Annotated in this window: 15 protein-coding genes; 10 read left to right on the top strand and 5 right to left on the bottom strand. The window is 33.1% G+C overall.

Translation table 11 applies throughout. The annotated features are described in order from the left end of the window. Window positions 1–83 precede the first annotated feature (83 nt). From Q0910_RS02625 to Q0910_RS02640, 4 genes are all read left to right on the top strand, one after another. On the top strand, window positions 84–1,559 hold the full coding sequence (locus Q0910_RS02625; protein ID WP_299212248.1) for a caspase family protein: 1,476 nt from the start codon (window positions 84–86) through the stop codon (window positions 1,557–1,559). Between the two features lie 317 nt (window positions 1,560–1,876). After that, entirely contained in the window at window positions 1,877–4,777 is a 2,901-nt protein-coding gene (locus Q0910_RS02630; protein ID WP_299212251.1) for an NACHT domain-containing protein, read from the top strand. Between the two features lie 270 nt (window positions 4,778–5,047). Then, window positions 5,048–5,605: a porin family protein gene (locus Q0910_RS02635; protein ID WP_299212254.1), complete on the top strand. Its 558-nt coding sequence runs from the start codon at window positions 5,048–5,050 to the stop codon at window positions 5,603–5,605. A 258-nt stretch (window positions 5,606–5,863) separates the two neighbouring features. Then, window positions 5,864–6,631, top strand: coding sequence for a hypothetical protein (locus Q0910_RS02640; protein WP_299212257.1), 768 nt, complete (start codon window positions 5,864–5,866; stop codon window positions 6,629–6,631). A gap of 719 nt (window positions 6,632–7,350) precedes the next feature. Here Q0910_RS02640 and Q0910_RS02645 read toward each other — a convergent pair. Together Q0910_RS02645 and Q0910_RS02650 are read right to left on the bottom strand one after the other, a co-directional pair. After that, window positions 7,351–7,638 (bottom strand): GIY-YIG nuclease family protein, encoded by a 288-nt coding sequence (locus tag Q0910_RS02645; protein WP_299212260.1) that lies wholly within the window; start codon window positions 7,636–7,638, stop codon window positions 7,351–7,353. Next, the gene (locus Q0910_RS02650) at window positions 7,635–7,922 is read right to left on the bottom strand and encodes a hypothetical protein (RefSeq protein ID WP_299212263.1); all 288 of its coding nucleotides are present in this window, start codon (window positions 7,920–7,922) and stop codon (window positions 7,635–7,637) included. The genes Q0910_RS02645 and Q0910_RS02650 overlap by 4 nt, the downstream gene beginning before the upstream one ends. Before the next feature lie 54 nt (window positions 7,923–7,976). On the opposite strand from Q0910_RS02650, the gene Q0910_RS02655 reads away from it, so the two are divergent. Both Q0910_RS02655 and Q0910_RS02660 read left to right on the top strand, forming a co-directional pair. Beyond that, the gene (locus Q0910_RS02655) at window positions 7,977–11,171 is read left to right on the top strand and encodes an AsmA-like C-terminal region-containing protein (protein WP_299212266.1); all 3,195 of its coding nucleotides are present in this window, start codon (window positions 7,977–7,979) and stop codon (window positions 11,169–11,171) included. A gap of 164 nt (window positions 11,172–11,335) precedes the next feature. Continuing rightward, window positions 11,336–11,875: a dihydrofolate reductase family protein gene (locus Q0910_RS02660; protein ID WP_299212268.1), complete on the top strand. Its 540-nt coding sequence runs from the start codon at window positions 11,336–11,338 to the stop codon at window positions 11,873–11,875. A gap of 285 nt (window positions 11,876–12,160) precedes the next feature. On the opposite strand, the gene Q0910_RS02665 is transcribed toward Q0910_RS02660, so the two are convergent. Further along, window positions 12,161–12,571, bottom strand: coding sequence for an Lrp/AsnC family transcriptional regulator (locus Q0910_RS02665; protein WP_299212271.1), 411 nt, complete (start codon window positions 12,569–12,571; stop codon window positions 12,161–12,163). Window positions 12,572–12,798: 227 nt separating this feature from the next. On the opposite strand from Q0910_RS02665, the gene Q0910_RS02670 reads away from it, so the two are divergent. Together Q0910_RS02670 and Q0910_RS02675 are read left to right on the top strand one after the other, a co-directional pair. Further along, window positions 12,799–12,975, top strand: a complete 177-nt coding sequence (locus Q0910_RS02670) for a hypothetical protein (RefSeq protein WP_299212274.1) — start codon at window positions 12,799–12,801, stop codon at window positions 12,973–12,975. Continuing rightward, window positions 12,968–13,483 (top strand): GNAT family N-acetyltransferase, encoded by a 516-nt coding sequence (locus Q0910_RS02675; protein ID WP_299212277.1) that lies wholly within the window; start codon window positions 12,968–12,970, stop codon window positions 13,481–13,483. Before Q0910_RS02670 ends, Q0910_RS02675 begins: the two co-directional genes overlap by 8 nt. A gap of 227 nt (window positions 13,484–13,710) precedes the next feature. On the opposite strand, the gene Q0910_RS02680 is transcribed toward Q0910_RS02675, so the two are convergent. Together Q0910_RS02680 and Q0910_RS02685 are read right to left on the bottom strand one after the other, a co-directional pair. After that, on the bottom strand, window positions 13,711–15,009 hold the full coding sequence (locus Q0910_RS02680) for an amino acid permease (RefSeq protein ID WP_299212280.1): 1,299 nt from the start codon (window positions 15,007–15,009) through the stop codon (window positions 13,711–13,713). Between the two features lie 238 nt (window positions 15,010–15,247). Further along, window positions 15,248–15,940, bottom strand: coding sequence for a protein-L-isoaspartate(D-aspartate) O-methyltransferase (locus Q0910_RS02685; RefSeq protein WP_299212285.1), 693 nt, complete (start codon window positions 15,938–15,940; stop codon window positions 15,248–15,250). Window positions 15,941–16,321: 381 nt separating this feature from the next. Here Q0910_RS02685 and Q0910_RS02690 point away from each other — a divergent pair, with 381 nt between their 5' ends. Further along, window positions 16,322–17,098, top strand: coding sequence for a YHYH protein (locus tag Q0910_RS02690; RefSeq protein WP_299212288.1), 777 nt, complete (start codon window positions 16,322–16,324; stop codon window positions 17,096–17,098). Between the two features lie 104 nt (window positions 17,099–17,202). After that, on the top strand, window positions 17,203–17,823 hold the full coding sequence (locus Q0910_RS02695) for a toxin-antitoxin system YwqK family antitoxin (RefSeq protein WP_299212291.1): 621 nt from the start codon (window positions 17,203–17,205) through the stop codon (window positions 17,821–17,823). The last annotated feature ends 88 nt before the right edge of the window (window positions 17,824–17,911 follow it).

Genomic DNA, 17,911 nt, shown 5'->3' on the forward strand with positions numbered 1-17,911 from the left:
ATATTTCTAAAAGTTTGTAATTAATCACAAATGGGATAAAAAGATAATTATGCTCGTATTTTGGCAATAAGGCAAAAGAAACTATGGTAGAAGAAAGAAGATTTGCAATTATAATAGGAATAAATGATTACGAAGTTAGTCCTTTAAATTTTTGCGTGAATGATGCTAAAGCTGTTGCTAAAATACTTGAAGAAAAATGTTGCTTTAAAAATGAGGATATTCACTTAATTACAAGTGATGAAAAGAAATCTACCAAAGATATCTCTGGACATTTCAATAATATCCTTACAGCTATTCAGAAAAACTTAAAACCCCTAAAAGATTCGATATTTTTCTTTTTTGCAGGCCACGGAAAATATCAATTTGAAAATTCTGGATTACAATTTCACGATAGTTTTATTGAAATATCACAAATTTTTGAAAAACTAAATGAACTTCAACCCAAATATCAATGCTATGTAGTTGATGCTTGTGAATCTGGAGGTAAAGTTCTTACACGAAATCAGAATAACGAAAATCTTATAAATCAGTATATTTCTAAAAGTACTGGAACTCTTTTTATGTATGCTTCAACAGAAAGTGAAACGGCAAAAGAGTTTTCTGATATAAAACACGGACTTTTTACCTATTATTTTTTGTCTGCAATTAATAATAAAGGAATCTATGATAATGAAGGAGTTTTAACACCTAATCGAATTCAAGATTTTATTGCAAGAGAAACTCAAAAAGAAAGTGACTTTAAACAAACACCTGTTATTGAAAACAGAACAATAGGGTATTATCCGTTTGCATTTCAAAACCCTTCTGAAATAATAACACCAATTAAGAAAAAAGAAGTGAACGATAAAAAAGAGTCAAGGAAAAATAAACCAACTACTATTTTGGAACAATATTTTCCAGTAATACCATTTGAAATCAGAGAATTAATATTTACAGAATTAAAAGATGAAGTAAATATTATCTTTGAGAAATTTTTAAAACAGGAAAAGTTCAGTAATTATGAACAGTCCAATGGTTCTAACTTTGATATTTATGATTATGAAATTAGTGACAAATTAAAAGATAGTGTTGTTAACAAAAGTGTTTCGGAAAAAGTAATCTCTTTGGATTCAACTTTCTCATCAGAGAGAGAGTTAATTAAGCCAAATCCATTTTTAACTGCTTTCAGTATGTTAGATGCAATGCTACAAAAAAATAAACAAGAATATCAAATAAATAATTACATAAATTGGAATGAGAATAGAATATTGAGTAAAACCTTATTTTTAAAATCTAAACAAATAACGAATGTTTCTTGTGGAATATCAATTATTGTTTATCAAGCACTTTATGGTTTAGGTCTTGCAACATTGTCATTTTATTTAGACTTTAATGGTTACACAAATAATAATTTACGAGGACCTTTTACAAAAATAAGAGCGTATAAAATTAATAATAAAACCAAGGATAACATTATTGGTCGAATTAAGAATGAACTTGAGAATTTCCTTGTTGATTTAAAAAAATGGAATGACCAAAGACAAAGTGCAATTGATGATTTTGACAAAAAATCCAAATAAGACCCCGCTACCCTTATCGAAGTGCACTTATAACAACCATACAAACACGGCCCAAAACGTAAAAGAACCTATATCATTTTGTAATGTGGGGAATTTTACGTTATTTTTAGAATCTTAAAATAAAAACGAGTAGAATTATTAAACGTTTGTAAGTGTTGTAGCTAATTATAAACGATACTATTTGTAATAGTAACTATATTCGCATATTGTTTGTCATTCCAAATAAATATAAAATTAACAGATCAAATAATTTAAAAGCTTTACATCATTGGTAAATTAAACTTATGGGCTAAAGAGGAAATTACGAATTAAAATTTATGACTGAACAAAAAAAAATATCACGTTTAGAGTCTCTTGAATTTGAAGACTTTAGAGGACTTTTTCTTGAAATTTTAGAAAGAATCGGATATGAAGAAATAACGTCTTTACCAATCCAAAACCATTTTGTTTCAGCTAGCATAAAAAGTGGCTTAAAATCAAATAGGGATATTTTTTATATGGCTACTGATACTCTTTCAGGTGCAAACGAAAATAAAAACATAGAAAGTATTGCAAAAGAATTAATGGATTATTCCAAAGAAAATAATTGTTATTCATTCTTTCTAGTTTCAACTAATTACATATCTAATGGTTTTAAAAAGAAAGTCGTCGATAAATCTGAAGGTTTAGCCTTAGATTTTCAAGGCAGAGATTCTTTAATTGAATTAATTGAAAAGCATCATAAAGATTTTTGGAAACACGATGATAGGCTTCTTATAAATTATGAGAATAATTTTACGGAATCATTAGAAGAAGATGATGACCTAAAAAAGCTAAAAATTTTTGATGAAAAATATGATAAGGTTCTAAAAATATTCATCGAACCACGAATATATTCTATTGGTGAAGATATAGAATCAAATAAGCCTACAAGAAAAAAAATAAGTTTATCATCCTTATGTGAAGAAATTGAATCTAAAATAATCGCAGGAGATGCTGGTGCAGGTAAATCTACTTTGCTGAAGCGAATAGGTCAGTCTTATATCGAAATGAATAGAGAATCTTCTTCTCCTAAAAAGAACATTCCTATATATGTAAGCTCATTAGATTTAATAGAAAGTGATTATAATCTACAGCAAACTATAGAAAAACACCTTGAAACATTTTTTGATGATTCTTTGAAAGAATTAACTAAAGTTTATCAGTTGGTTCTTCTTCTTGATTCGATAGATGAGTTTTCAACCAGTATACAAAAAAGTATACTCCAAGAGCTAGAAGAAATTACCGATATCTATGATATCAACTATATCCTTGGAACTCGAAATTCTGAGCAAATATTAGATAATAAAGAAGAATCTAAGGCGAAGGTCTATCAAATCGATAAGTTTAATCAAGACCAAATTCGTAAGTATGTTGAGAATTTTTTTCCCCAAAACACTTCCCGAGCTGAAAGTTTATTGGATGCTTTAAGAGATAATAGAATTCTCGAAAGATTACCAATTACTCCACTTACATTATCCCTAGTGTCAATCCTATATGAAGAAAGAAACTTCGAAATTCCTGCCACAATTGCTGATATTTATGATAATTTCAATCATTTATTATTAGGTAAGGCAACCGTCTCTAGCAGGATTGAATTTATAGATATTTCATTTGCCCAAAGAATTTTATCCTTATATGCATTTGAACTTTTGCATAGAGACAGTCTTACACCAATGACTTTAGATGAATTTATTTCATATTTTGAGGAATATTTCAAGAACAAAAGTTCAAACCTTGGCACCGATCAATTAAATAAATTTTTAAACCACCTTACAAACAACTCAGGAATCCTAGAATTAAAAGATGGTAAGTTTGTTCAATTCAAGCACAATTCATTCTTGGAGTATTATGCAGCACAAGAGTATTTTAAACATGAAAGAAATGATAATCGTGAAGCTGAGTTAGTAGAGAATTTCTTCGACCCAATTTGGCAAAACACATCTATCTTTTACGGAGGTATGTCAAGAGATATGCCTGAGTTTCTGAAGAAAGTAATCAAGAAAGTTCAAAGTGCCAATATGTTCCCTCAATACTTTGCTTCAGTAAATGGTTTGGGATATTTAATTCAAGCTCTGTATCAAACGGATAATCAAATTAGAAGAGATGGTATCAAACAAGCAATAGAAACAAATCTTGAAGCATTTGAATTATTCAAAAAGCTTGCGCACGATAAACAAGTAATGTTTAAGAACCATAAATTACCAATACTAAGTTTAATCAATCTTACATTTTTTTATGAGAACTTCAATTCTATTGCACTAAAACATCCTTTAGAAATGTGTTTTCAAGACTATCTATCTGCTTACCAGGCAGATAAATTCGATGTAAATAGTGGTTATAGGGCTTTAAAAGTTGCACTTACCCTAAATTCTCCTCGTTTAGATGCAATTGAACATCTAGAAAAACTCATTGACGAAACAGAAATAACATCTAATCCATATTTGTCGCTTATCGCTCATTTTGCTATTTCTTTAAACGAAAACTCTAACGAAGATTTAAAGAAAGAGCTAAAGAAAAGTTTGAACAAAAACCCAAAGATTGTCAAGGAAATTCAGGGAGCGTCTTTAAGTAAGATGAGGTTTTCACCTCTTGATAGCATACACCCGAAGAGAAAAGTAAAATTAATTGTGGAAGGTAAAACTGATGTTCAAATTATTGAACATGCCTTTATGGTATTAAGAAATGGAGAACGTCCTTATTGGAATATTGATTATCCAAAACATAAAGAAAGTGGTGGAGCAAGAGCGGTTGGGGATGTTTTAAATGGCTCAATTTCGACAATTAACCCTAACGAATTTGTAATTGGGATTTTTGATAATGACTCCGAAGGACAGCAAATGTTTAATGGCCACATAAATACTTTTGCAGTTCAAGAAGACAGAAGGATAAAGAAAGCTCCAAACGTTAATGTATACGGGTTAAAACTTCCAATACCTCAAAGAATTAAACATTATTATAACGAAAAACAATCGTTCAACTTCTTTGAAATAGAGCATTATTTTAGTGAAGAATTTTTAAGGGAAAATGGTAAATTGAAGGATACAGGAATTCCTAAAGTTTTTGAATTCTCAGGTAGTAAGTCAACTTTTGCTAATAAAGTAACAAAGGTAATTGATAATGAAGTTTTTAGAGATTTCATTGATTTATTTAAGCTCATAGATTTTATAACTAATGAAGAAATAGACTATTTAAACTAAGAGCTAACAAAGTGTCTCGTCCTAAAAAAAAATCCCCCCGCTAACGCGAGCGTCTCGCTCGTGCCGTCAATAGTGTCTCGTCCTAAAAAAAGTTTACATATTTTACATTAATCCTAAAATAGCTTTACAACTTATTCTGTCTTTAGAAAGCTTAAAAAACGTCCTAATTCGTAAAATTCCTTCGTTTCAATACTTCTCTAATCTCAAAATTAACTTTTTGTTTTCTTTAGAAATCTACTTTTACACGAATAAATCAAAAAACATTAATTTATGAAAAAAGTAGTATTAATAACTATTATAACAGTTTTAGGATTATTGAATGTTAATGCACAAGACTTTAACTTAGGTGTAAAAGGAGGTCTTAATTTCGCAACACTTACAGGAGAGAACAACGCTGAAATCGGCTGGACAACAGATTTTAATCTTGGAGTTATAGGTGAAATTAAAATTTCAGACAAATTTTCTTTGCAACCAGAATTAATGTATTCCGGACAAGGATATGGTTCAAGTGTGGATTCTGAGGGTATTATAGCACTCAACTATTTGAATGTTCCATTAATTGCAAAATACTATGTGACCAAAGGATTGAGTATAGAAGCAGGACCTCAAATTGGTTTTCTACTTTCTACTAAAGGAGGCACCAATACGAATAAAGATCAATTTAAAACAACAGATTTTGGAGTGAATTTTGGTTTAGGTTATAAACTTGATAACGGGCTCTATTTTAGCGCAAGATATAATCTTGGACTAACTAACATTAATAATACAGATGGTATTTCAGATAAAAATGGAGTATTTCAGTTATCAATTGGTTATTTCATTTTCTGAAACTTGATAACGCTGCTACCGCTAGTCTGTGCCCGAGGCGGACAAGTGCGACTAGTGGTGATACTCGTAAGAATATATATAACATCCATAATTTTTTGTGTCTTATAGTTGTTTTTTATGTAGTTAAGCATAAGGTTGTGGTGTACACTAGTTGCAAACTAGAGGCAGCAGATGATAAGGTTTAGATTTAATTGATATACTTCTTTCAGGAAGGATATCAACGGAACGATATTTGATGAAAGTTAGAAAACTAACTTTATGAAAAAAATCATCTTTATTTTATTCCTGACATTCGGAATCAAATCAGCATTTGCAGAATGTTCTAGTATCGGAATGCAGTTCTTTCCAGAAACAAAAGAAATAGGTTTGCATTCAATGTTCATTATCCAAGGTTATGCCTTAAGCCAAGAAACAATTAATAGTTTTAAGAACAGGGTAGTTTATCTTGAAAGTGAAGGAGGAGAATTAGTTGTATTAAATCTTCAAGAAATATTAAAAGGACAAATGAAATTAACACAAGCCATTTTTTGTCCATCTAAAGAACTAAAACCAAATACTACCTATTATTTAAAATATGCTGATCAAACAGAACAAGAAATAAATCAAATGAAACAGTGGAATCCAGAGAAAAAAGAAAGCGAAAGAGTATTTTGGAAGACTACAGAAAAAAAATCCTTAGCTAGCCTGAACTTAAATTTGAGTCTCGAATTCGAAAACACAGAAGTTACACGCTATGGTTGTGGACCAAGTGTAAATGCTATTTTTAAAATAAAGAACAAATCAGCATCCGAAACTTGGTATAAAACAGAAGTTATGAACCTTAGTACTAATAGTAAAACTACATTCTACAAGAAAGAAAGGAATGGACGCTTATATATCGGACATGGAATGTGTTCTGGCGCATTTACTTTTGATCGGAAGGGCAAATATAAAGTTAGATTTACACCAATGAACATAGACGGTAAATCATTAAAAACTACTGAGTGGAAAACTTTTGATAGTCCGTTTATGAATTATAAAAGTTAGTACTACCCCCGATATTGCTAATCTCCGCCCGAGGCGGACAAGTGTGACTAGTGGTTATAAAAACTAGTTGCAGCAAGGTGTTCAGATCCAGTTATTAATGCGCCCGTCTGATCGAGTAATTTTCTATAGTTCAAACCCGTCAATTCGAGTGCTTCGACATTCGGAGAAGTGTATCGAGAATAGGGTTTGAGATGAAAAGTTTCATTTTATTGAAATAGCTATCGAGATCTTTTCTTTTGTTGCCGTTGTCTTTTTGTCTTCTATTGCATCTCGATAATTTTTTTGTTCCGCTATCGCTACACAAAAAACACTCGATGTGACGGTGGAGGTATCGAGATCATTTCGTTTGTTACCGATTGGCTTTTCATCTAGGAATGCGTCTCGATACAATTTCAATTACCATCGAAATCACTCGACGTGACGGTATAGGTTTAATACGCCCGTCTGATCGAGTGTTTTTCTGGAATGTAATGGAAGAAAAATGTATCGAGATCTTTTCGTTTGTTGCTGTTGTCTTTTTGTCTTCTATTGCATCTCGATAGTTCTGCTGAGCGTGTCGAAGTACATTTTTTATTCCGCTATCGCTACACAAAAAATCGATGTGACGGTTAGAGGTATCGATCTAATTTCAATACGCCCGTCTGATCGAGTGTTTTTCAGTAATGTAATGGAAGAAAAATAGCCCGCCCATCTCAGGTGGGTATCGAGATCCATTTTTGTCAAAACTTCTTTTTAACCAAATTGGGTAACTTGTCATAATATCCATTAATCAAAGTTTCTTTTTTAGCCCTTGACCATTTCTTAATTTGTTTTTCAGTATCAATTGCTAATTGAATATCTGTGAATTCACAACTATAGACTAATTCCACAGGTCTTCTGTTATAAGTATAGCAATCTATATAAAAACCAGACTGATGCTGGAATATTCGTTTACTAATATTTGAAGTTACACCAGTATAATAAGAGTTATCCGAGCATTTCAAAATATAGACGTGAGATAATTTCATATTATAAATATAGACTTTTCGTTTGTTACTATTGGTTTTTCGTCTTGTATTGCATCTCGATACATTTTTGTACCGCTATCGCTATACAAAAACACTCGATGTGACGGTAGAGGTATCGAGATCTTTTCGTCTTGTACTGCGTCTCGATAGCTCTGCTGAGCGTGTCGAAGTACAATTCCGATTACCATCGGAATCACTCGACGTGACGGTAGTGGTATCGATTTAATTTCAACACGCCCGTCAGACCCAAAAACGAATTCGTATGCTACATACGATTTTATCATACGAATTCGTTACTTTTAAGGTCAAAGACCTTTGCTAACTTAAAGACACCTACTGTGAAGATTAAAAAGTTCTGGAAACGAATTTTATTAGGACTAATCTTAGTTCCAATTTTAGTAGTAGTAGGCCTAATGCTATATATTAAGAGCAACCAATCCGAAATTATTAAAGGGGAGATCGCAACGCTAAATAAAGAACACAAAGGTCTTATTCGTGTTGGCGATAGTGAATTATCCCTTTTTGCCAACTTTCCATACATCTCTATAAAAGTATATGATGTACAAATTTTGGAAACCAAAGAGGACAATGCGCCCATTATCATGGATGTAAAAGACATATACATAGGTTTTAACCTATGGGATATGGTGAAAGGAGATTATGATATTCAGTCTTTAGTAGTAGAAGAAGGCGTTTTTAATATTGTGATTCATGAAAATAATACGACGAATATTCAAAACTCTTTAGCCAGCACTTCTGAAACAGAAACACCATCTACCAATATTCATCTAAAAAAAATTCGATTAAAAAGTCTGGATATCCGCACCCTGGATGAAGCCACGAATACTGATGTCGAAAAGTTCATCTACGCTGGTAAAGGTGGTTTTAGCCAAAAAGATAGTATCATCGCTGGGCATATAGACACTCATTTTGAGTTAAATGTCATCAAAGACGGAGATACCACCTTCATCCATAATAAACATTTTGAAGTACATACAGACCTGGTATTTAATGAATACACAGGTATGCTCGACATACAACCTTCTGGTATTGTCATGGAAAATGGCGATTTTGAGTTAGAAGGTTCCATAGATACAAAGAATGATGTAGATCTTGACCTTGCCATAAAAGGAACAAAGCCCAATTTTGATATGCTGATTGCCTTTGCTCCAACAGATGTCATACCTATATTAGAGAAATACAAAAATGCTGGTGAAATCTATTTTAATGCTACTATCCAAGGACCCGCTAACAAAGGAAATAAACCTTTTGTTAATGCCAATTTTGGAGCCGGAAAAGCCTTTTTAGAAAATACTGAAAGAGCGAAGAAGATAGATAATATGGGTTTCAATGGTCATTTTACGAATGGAGAAAAGAGAGATACAAGTACCATGGAATTTTCGCTAACCGATATGACTGCGTCTTTGGAAAAGGGAGAATTTGAAGGTTCTATTTTTGTAAAGAATTTTGAATCTCCAGAAGTGAATATGCAAGTAAACTCGAATTTCAATCTCGATTTTGTTGCAGCCTTTTTTGAACTAGAGCAAGTAAAAGATGCCTCCGGAGAGATTTCGCTGAAAATGAATTTTCATGATATTATCGATATCGACGAACCCGAAAAGGCATTACAAAAACTCAATCAAGCGTATTTTACAGAATTGATTGTAAAAGACTTGAGTTTCGTCTCCAAAGAACTTCCTGCTCCCTTGCACGATCTGAATGTACATTTAGTAATGAATGGTAAGGAAGCGACTCTGAACCAGTTCGAAATGTTGATGGGAAATTCTGATCTATCTGTAAGTGGTTTTCTTTCGGACTTACCTTCAATTGTACATCATACGGATATCCCTGTTGACGTCCATTTGGACATTAGTTCTAATACCCTAGATATTGCCGAGTTAACCCGTTTTTCGAAACAAGACTCTACCAAAACCGGATTCGATGAACAAATAAAAGGTCTAAGTACAGGGTTTTCTTTTAAAGCTTCTGCAAAAGATTTTACAGAATCTAAATATTTACCCAAAGGTGAATTTTTTATCGATAGTTTATATGCTGATTTGAAGCACTATCCGCATAAACTTCATGATTTTCATGCGGATGTGTTGATAGATGACAAAGACTTAAAAATAGTAGATTTTACCGGGTATATAGATGATAGTGATTTTCATTTGGACGGGCTCATACATGAGTATGCTTTCTGGATGCAACCCGAGCTTAACGGAGATGTAGATTTAGACATCAATCTTACTTCTAATACGTTAAGACTGGAAGATGTTTTTTCGTATAAGGGAGAAAATTATGTTCCAAAAGAATACCGACACGAAACTTTTGATGATTTGGCATTGCATGTTGCTTCTAGTATGCATTATAAAGATTCGGCTTTACATTCTATCGATCTGGCTTTAGACAAGTTAGATACAAAAATGAAATTGCATCCACTTCGTTTTCATGATTTTAGAGGAAACATACATTACGAAGAAGAACATTTAATGATAAAAGATTTTCATGGAGAAATAGGATCCACCAATTTTAATTTCGATTTAAACTATTATTTGGGAGATGATCCGCAAATAAAGAAAAGAGATAATTATCTCGAGTTAAAGGCAAATTATATCAACTTTGATGCACTTTTTAAGTTCGATGTAAGTCCGCCAAAACCAACAACAATTGTTACTTCAAAAACTGAAGATGTAAAAGAACATGCAGATGCCTTTAATGTATATGAGTTGCCATTTACGGATATGCAGTTTAAGGCAGATATCGCTCACTTCATATACCATAGAATAGATCTTCAAAATATCAAAGCGGATTTAAGAACAACACCCAATCATTACATTTATGTGGATACGTTAGATATGGATGCTGCAGGAGGAAATATTCGATTAAGTGGATATTTTAATGGTAGTGATCCAGAACATATCTATATGCAGCCGGATTTGGTTATGAATAATGTTGATTTGGATAAGTTGCTGTTCAAATTCGAAAATTTTGGGCAAGACCATCTCGTTTCAGAAAATTTACAAGGAAAACTCACCTCTAGAATTAAAGGTAAGATTAGAGTATATCCGGATATGGTACCAGATCTGGACCAATCTACTATAGAAATGGACGTAAAAGTATTAAACGGAAGGTTGAAAAATTACGATCCAATGCTGGCGCTTTCGGATTATATGGGAGATAAAAACTTACAAAACATTCGGTTCGATACCTTGCAAAATAACCTGAATATAAAGAAAGGGAAGATTACTATTCCGGCTATGAGGATCGAATCTACGTTGGGTCATATGGAATTGTCCGGTACCCATGATAATGATCAAAATATCGATTATTATATACGTATTCCTTGGAAAACTGTAAAAAAAGCTTCTTGGAAAAAACTATTTGGTACCAAGAACGATACTATTATTAATAAGGAGCAAGAGGATGAGATTGTAGAAGTAGATCCTAACAAAAAAATAAAATATCTCAATCTGAAGATTAAAGGGAGTATAGATGATTATAAGATTTCATTGGGTAAGAAAAAAGAAAAGTAATACCAGTTTTGATTTAATAATGCACAAATAAAACACAGGTGTTTTTTTTTAAGCAAAAAAGGAAATTTAATAGTAATTTAAGCTATGCTTGCTCCGATTTATATGGTTGGCGTTTTGGCTAATGCAAAAAAACAAACACGTTTTTATAAATAAAAAAGGAAGTGATGCAACAAGTAATTTATTATGTAGCTAGTTCTCTTGATGGGTATATTGCCGGTGTTAATGATGACATAAGCAAATTCATCCCTAGAGGAAAGGGAGTGGAAAAGTATTTATCCGATTTACAAAACTTCCAAACAGTCATAATGGGACGTAGAACGTATGAATTTGGCTATCAATATGGAATTGTACCAGGACAGCCGGCTTATCCGCATATGGAGCATCATATTTTTTCTGAAACACTTAAAATCGACAAACTTGCCAATAATGTTCGAATAGAAAAAAAATCGATTGAACGAATCAAAGAAATCATAGAAACATCTAAAACAGACATATATCTTTGTGGTGGTGGACAATTTGCGGGTTGGCTTTTAGACAATGGATTAATCGATATATTGAAACTGAAATTGAATCCAATAATACTCGGCGATGGAATTCCTCTTTTTGGAAATTCTAAAACTTCATTGGTCGGACATCTAATTGAAAAAGAATCGTTTGATGATGGACTTGAAATCCTAACCTATAACCTAAAAAGCACTAGCTAGAACAAGATATAGAACTCTGTTATAGTTTTTAACTTCGCATCTTTATCAGTAAGAGAAACGGTAGAGGTTTTATTTAATTTTAATACCGTCCGTTAGGTCGAGTGTTTTTCTGAAATGTTCTCTCGACTCCGCTCGAGATGACAGAAGAAAAATAGCCTGTCCGCCTCTTGAGGGTATCGAGATCTTTTATAATCAAAGCCTCTTTTTTTTAATCTTGACCATTTCTTAATCTTTTTTTCAGTATCAATTTCCAACTACAACAATACCGTCTTTTTGAAGAATGAATTACACTTCTAAAATAATACTCGTTTTAGAAGCACCATACTCTGCGATTTTTTCAAGAAAGGAAATAAGGTGCTTATTGTTTCTAAAATAGCCTAAAACGCATAAGCAATCGTCACCAGTAATTCTATCACAACTTTGCACTTCTTCCATTGCTTGTATTTGTTTTTGAGCATCAGATGTTCCTCTTGGTCCTCGGTGCATTACTAATGTTATATATGCTTTAGTCTCAATGCCTAATTTTTCATAATTCACTTTTAAAGCATAGCCTTCTATTATGCCTTCTTCTTCCATTTGCCTAACACGCTTGCCAATGGCAGGAGCAGACAACCCAACTTGTTTTCCAATAGTAGCGAAGCTTTCTCTGGCATTAATTTTTAGCAATTCAAGTATCTTTTTATCTAATGTATCCATTTCTAATCGAAATTTTATTTATTATTATTCGATATAATCGAATTCAAATATATAATAATAAATTCGATTATAAAGTAAAAGTGATATATTACATTCTATATTTGTTGTGTTAGTTTTAAGCAGAATAGTTACCAACTCTAATTATTCAAATAGAAAAAAGATAAAACATGAATGTTATTTTAATTGATAGTATTGGTTACGGCGCTTTGATCATCAATTTATATTCGATGTCAACTAAAGGTGAATATAAGCTAAGGTTAATCTCGCTTATCGCTAATGTAGGTTACATTTTTTATGGCGCTTTAATTAGCGCTACTCCAATAATTGTAGGATGTACCATTGCAGTATTTCTGCATGCCTATCATATAAAAAGATTAAGAACTAAAAAGAACAGCAATGATTAAAATAAAAATAGCAAAAGAAGGAGACACAGAGGTTCTAGCGCTTTTAGGACGACTAACATTCGCTGAATCCCATGGTCATTTTATAGATGATAAAAACGATCTATTAAAATACCTAGACGAGAATTTTTCAGTTTCTAAAATGAAACAGGAAATAAACGACCCTAAAAATCTATTCTATATTGTTTATGCAGATGGTTTGCCTGCTGGTTACGCAAAAATAGTCGTAAACGCCAAACACGAGAATGTTGCCTCACAAAACAGCTGTCGATTGCAAAGGATCTTCATCTTAGATGATTTCATTCCGTTAAAAATTGGACAACAGCTACTAACTTTTGTTGAAGAAAAAGCTAAAGAATTACTGTTGGATACGATGTGGCTTTCCGTTTACATAAAAAACAATAGAGCCATTAGATTTTATGAAAGAAATGAATTCAAAAATGTTGGAGAATTAAGTTTTTTGGTCAATAGAAAAGCATATGAAAATATAGTTTTCTCAAAAATAATATAAGCAAGAAAGAATACTCAAAATCAAAATTGAACAGTATAAAACGCGAACACAACAGGACTTTCTAGATACAATGTATGGCGCGCATTAACGGATGTGAGATAATATTTTTGAAAGTGCTCTAAAATTTATTAATCGACGTGATCGTAGCGGTTTAGATCTAATTTTAATACGCCCGTCAGATGGATTTCTATGCTTTGATCAAAGCAACTTCACAAACCAATATTTTATCATTTGGACAATCTTTTACTATAAAAACCATCAAATGCATAGACCAAAAAACCTAAAACCAGATTAAGAAGTCCAAGACCGGTTTCTAACGGTTTGGCAACTAGTAAATACACCAGCACCCAAAAGCTCAGTATTAGAAAGATTATTTGCGGAATTGGGAAAAAAGGACTTCTAAATCCTTTTTTTGTTATATTCTTTCGTCTGACCACAAATACTCCAGCGACAGTTAATGCTGCAAACATTTGTAATACAAATCCGCTATAGATCAATACTTGCTCAAAAGTGCCGGTTAATAATAACATAATCGTTATAGTTGTTTGAAGCCAGATCGCACGAATGGGAACCTGTTTTTTTGTCTTTACAGAAAACCATCTCCATAATGTATGGTCTTCTGCCAAAACTTGAGTTACGCGTGGACCTACCCATATCATGGCACTTATACATGATACCAACATGAGTGCGATACCAAAACTGAGTACTGCGCCACCCTTTTCCCCGAAAATGGAAATTGCGGTGATTTGCCCTATTTCTAATTGTCCTTGAATAGCTTCTAGAGGGTTTTGTCTTAAGAATACGAAGTTTAACAACAAGTACAGTATGCTTACCACGGTTGTACCCAGTAGCAGTGCCTTTGGTAAATTTTTACGACTCTCTCGAATTTCATCTACAATATAGGCAGCGGCATTCCATCCTGAATATGAAAACGTAACATATACAAATGAAACCGCAAAAGCTGGCAATATAAGTTCCTCTTTCCAGCTAGCGTCCCAAAGATATGCCGACGCTACAGGAGTCTTAGTGATCCCAAAATAGATCAATATCAAAATAAGGAAAACCTTTAGTAGTGTCGTCATATTTTGTAGCATACTACTTCTTTGGATACTCAACGAATGGAAAAAACTGATGACCAAAATAGTACTCACAGCCAAAAACATACTAGGAACCTCTAGATAGGGAGCAATGTATTTTCCCAATGCCATTCCAGAGAGCGCTACAGGTGCAGAAAATCCAATGGTAAGAGAAACCCAACCTGATAAATATCCTAATAGGGGATGAAATGCTTTGGAAAGGAAATGATATTCCCCGCCAGAACGTATCCAGTAGGTGCCAAGTTCTGCATAACTCAAAGCACCGCATAGAGCCATTAACGCTCCTAGAGACCATAAAATAATGATGGACCATGTATTTATGGTGTCAACCAATTGAAACCCAATACTGGTAAAGATGCCAGCACCTATCATATTGGCAATAACAATAGTTGTTGCCGTAAAAAAACCTATAGAATTAGCTTTGGTCATAGATTAAAATAGCGGTCTTTAATTTTATTAGTGATCCGCCGTGGCGGATGAAAAGTTGTATAGCAATACATTCAAAATAGATAGTTGAACTAATCCCGCTTTTTCAGCGGGATCTCAGGTTTAATACCTCGAAGCTTGCTTCGGAATTTTAAAACTATTTTCCATTGAATACCTTGTATGCTTGCATCGAGGTAGTTTATTTATGCATATAACCTACAAGCTTTTACTAAGTTTCTGCTTACTCATTTTGTCTTGTAAAAGGCACGAAACGAACTGGGATCAGATTTTTGGTGATTATTTTATTATTTATTTTTTTTACCAAAACCAATTGCCGAACCGAATTATTGGGGCCTACAGGTATGACCATTCGTCCTCCATTTTTAAGCTGATCTATTAATGGTTGTGGAATGGATTCTGCTCCAGCTGTTACTATAATGGCATCAAAAGGTGCTTTTATAGGCCATCCGTGATAACCATCACCCCATTTTACGGTAACATTGGTATATCCTAACGCTTTCAATCGATCTTTTGCTTTCAAAGCCAGATTCTTAACAATTTCGATAGTATATACCGAATCTACAATTTTTGCCAATACAGCTGCCTGATATCCCGAACCTGTACCTATCTCTAGTACTCTATCAGTAGCTTTCACTTTTAACTCCTGTGTCATTAGCGCTACAATATAGGGTTGGGAAATAGTTTGACCATCACCAATAGACAGAGGACCGTCTCTATATGCTTGTGATCTCTTGCTTTTGGGTACAAAAAGATGCCTGGGAACATTTAACATCGCATGAAGCGTTGCACGATCTCTTATGTCTCTAGCTTTTAATTGAGTCTTTACCATGTGTTTCCTTTCGGTTGTATAATCTGTTTGACCAAAACCAGTTATATAAGCAAAGCATAATATGGTGATGATAATTCTACTCACAACGCAAGAATATTAATCACAAATCTATTTAATGATAATAAGTTACGACAATACGACTGAAAATTTGAAGATTTTAATAAACTTTAGGTCTTGTGCTAAACTTTTTAGGTTTTACTTATCAGCTTGAGCCTTCCAGAGGTAGATATGTGAAGTTAAAAGCCCCCTTTTTAGGAAATTAGGGAATGTATCATACCTACATAAAAAACACTCGGTGGGATGATAGATGTTAAGATACTATTTCAATACGCCCTTCGGATCGAGTGTTTTTCCGTATCTCAAATCCGTTAATTTTAATGCAACAATTAAATTTCACAGCTAAATTAAACCTTTTTTAAGTTGTAAAGTCTAACCATAATACACTTACATTTTAAATCTAAAAATATGAAAAACTCAAAATTCACATTTTTGTTCCTTTTAGGAGTTATTACTTTAATTTCATCTTGTAAAGATGATACGAACAACGACACAGGGGATTCATCTACCGAAGGTAGCACACCATTAGCTGCGTTTGATGAATTTAATCCCAATGCTGTTACTATTTCTTTTGATGGTGATGAAATTACCATTGAATCAAATGGTTTGCCTAATCATACATCTCCATACTGGGAGGAGACGGAACCTTTGTATATTGATCCAGTAGTGGCTACTCGTTTGACTCCTGGTCGTATAGGTGGTGATCGTAGTTTTATTTTTACTGTTCCTTCTGCACCAGAAATAGCTGCTACAAGTACAGCGACAGGGCTAGGTCCTATTGGTATTTCTGTAACCGGAGTTCCTATTTTTAATGATCAAGAAGGAGATAATAGGCCAATAGAAGAAATGATTGTAGAAACATTTGATTATGCAGGGGCTCATAATGGACCTTCTGGTTATCACTACCATGTAGAGTCTTCGGATGTTCCTGAAAATACAACACTTTCTCATGATGATGAGAAATTGGTAGGAATCTTGGCGGATGGTTTTTTAATTTATGGTAGAAGAGAAATAGATGGCTCTTATCCTACGGATTTAGATGAATCAGGAGGGCATTATGGAGCGACACAACACAGTGAAGGTGAAGAATTTTATCATTACCATATCATTAATGAACTTTATTTAGGAAATATAATAGCCCTTTTTGCTGTTGACTTGCAGGGTACTCCTAATAGTATTATGTAGGTAATGTATGAGATGATTGATTGAAAAGAAACCACCCTAAATCAGAAGAAAATTCGAATGGTGGTTTCTTTTTTAAACGAATTACTGAAATTAAAATCACTACAATGAAAATAATTTTTTGGACGTTTTTGTTTGTATGCTTTCTATTTATTAGCTGTTCCGAACAAAAAGGAAAGCCATCAATAAGCGATAATACGGATCTCTTGTTGGAAGTGCCGGAAACAATAGTGGCAAAATCAGCGCTGCACTATGATCGTAAAACATCGGTATGGACCTTAAACGATCAGCTCTATTCCGGATTCGCTGTAAGTTATTATCCAGATAGTAACTTGAAGGAAAAGTTTGGAATCTTACACGGGAAAAAGCAAAACAAGTTTATTCAATGGTATCCTGACGGACATTTTAAAAATGTTGCGGATTATCATAAAGGAAAATTACATGGACAGAAAAAAATATGGTCTTCGGATTCGGCACATATCCTAATTGCCCACTTCAATTATGATAAAGGTAAACCACACGGGGAGCAAAAGAAATGGTATCCAAGTGGTGAGCTTTTCAAAAGAATGAACATGAGCAAAGGAAAAGAAGAAGGCATACAGCAAGCATATAGAAAAAATGGTGCTTTATACGCAAATTACGAAGCAAAGAATGGTAGAATTTTTGGGTTAAAAAAAGCGGCCCTTTGTTATGGACTAGAAGATGAAAACGTTCGATATAAAAAGTAATATAATTCTTTTTAAAATGACTGATTTTTAATATTTTTTATTTGGTTTACTATGGAAATCGTAGGGTTTAACAGAAAGAATGTTTTCT

It is taken from the genome of uncultured Aquimarina sp. (assembly GCF_947495315.1).
In the GTDB taxonomy this organism is placed as follows: Bacteria; Bacteroidota; Bacteroidia; order Flavobacteriales; family Flavobacteriaceae; genus Aquimarina.

Coding starts and splice junctions, on each gene's coding strand:
- Q0910_RS02625 (WP_299212248.1), top strand. CDS start 84: ATGGTAGAAGAAAGAAGATTTGCAATTATAATAGGAATAAATGATTAC.
- Q0910_RS02630 (WP_299212251.1), top strand. CDS start 1,877: ATGACTGAACAAAAAAAAATATCACGTTTAGAGTCTCTTGAATTTGAA.
- Q0910_RS02635 (WP_299212254.1), top strand. CDS start 5,048: ATGAAAAAAGTAGTATTAATAACTATTATAACAGTTTTAGGATTATTG.
- Q0910_RS02640 (WP_299212257.1), top strand. CDS start 5,864: ATGAAAAAAATCATCTTTATTTTATTCCTGACATTCGGAATCAAATCA.
- Q0910_RS02645 (WP_299212260.1), bottom strand. CDS start 7,638: ATGAAATTATCTCACGTCTATATTTTGAAATGCTCGGATAACTCTTAT.
- Q0910_RS02650 (WP_299212263.1), bottom strand. CDS start 7,922: ATGATAAAATCGTATGTAGCATACGAATTCGTTTTTGGGTCTGACGGG.
- Q0910_RS02660 (WP_299212268.1), top strand. CDS start 11,336: ATGCAACAAGTAATTTATTATGTAGCTAGTTCTCTTGATGGGTATATT.
- Q0910_RS02665 (WP_299212271.1), bottom strand. CDS start 12,571: ATGGATACATTAGATAAAAAGATACTTGAATTGCTAAAAATTAATGCC.
- Q0910_RS02670 (WP_299212274.1), top strand. CDS start 12,799: ATGTCAACTAAAGGTGAATATAAGCTAAGGTTAATCTCGCTTATCGCT.
- Q0910_RS02675 (WP_299212277.1), top strand. CDS start 12,968: ATGATTAAAATAAAAATAGCAAAAGAAGGAGACACAGAGGTTCTAGCG.
- Q0910_RS02680 (WP_299212280.1), bottom strand. CDS start 15,009: ATGACCAAAGCTAATTCTATAGGTTTTTTTACGGCAACAACTATTGTT.
- Q0910_RS02690 (WP_299212288.1), top strand. CDS start 16,322: ATGAAAAACTCAAAATTCACATTTTTGTTCCTTTTAGGAGTTATTACT.
- Q0910_RS02695 (WP_299212291.1), top strand. CDS start 17,203: ATGAAAATAATTTTTTGGACGTTTTTGTTTGTATGCTTTCTATTTATT.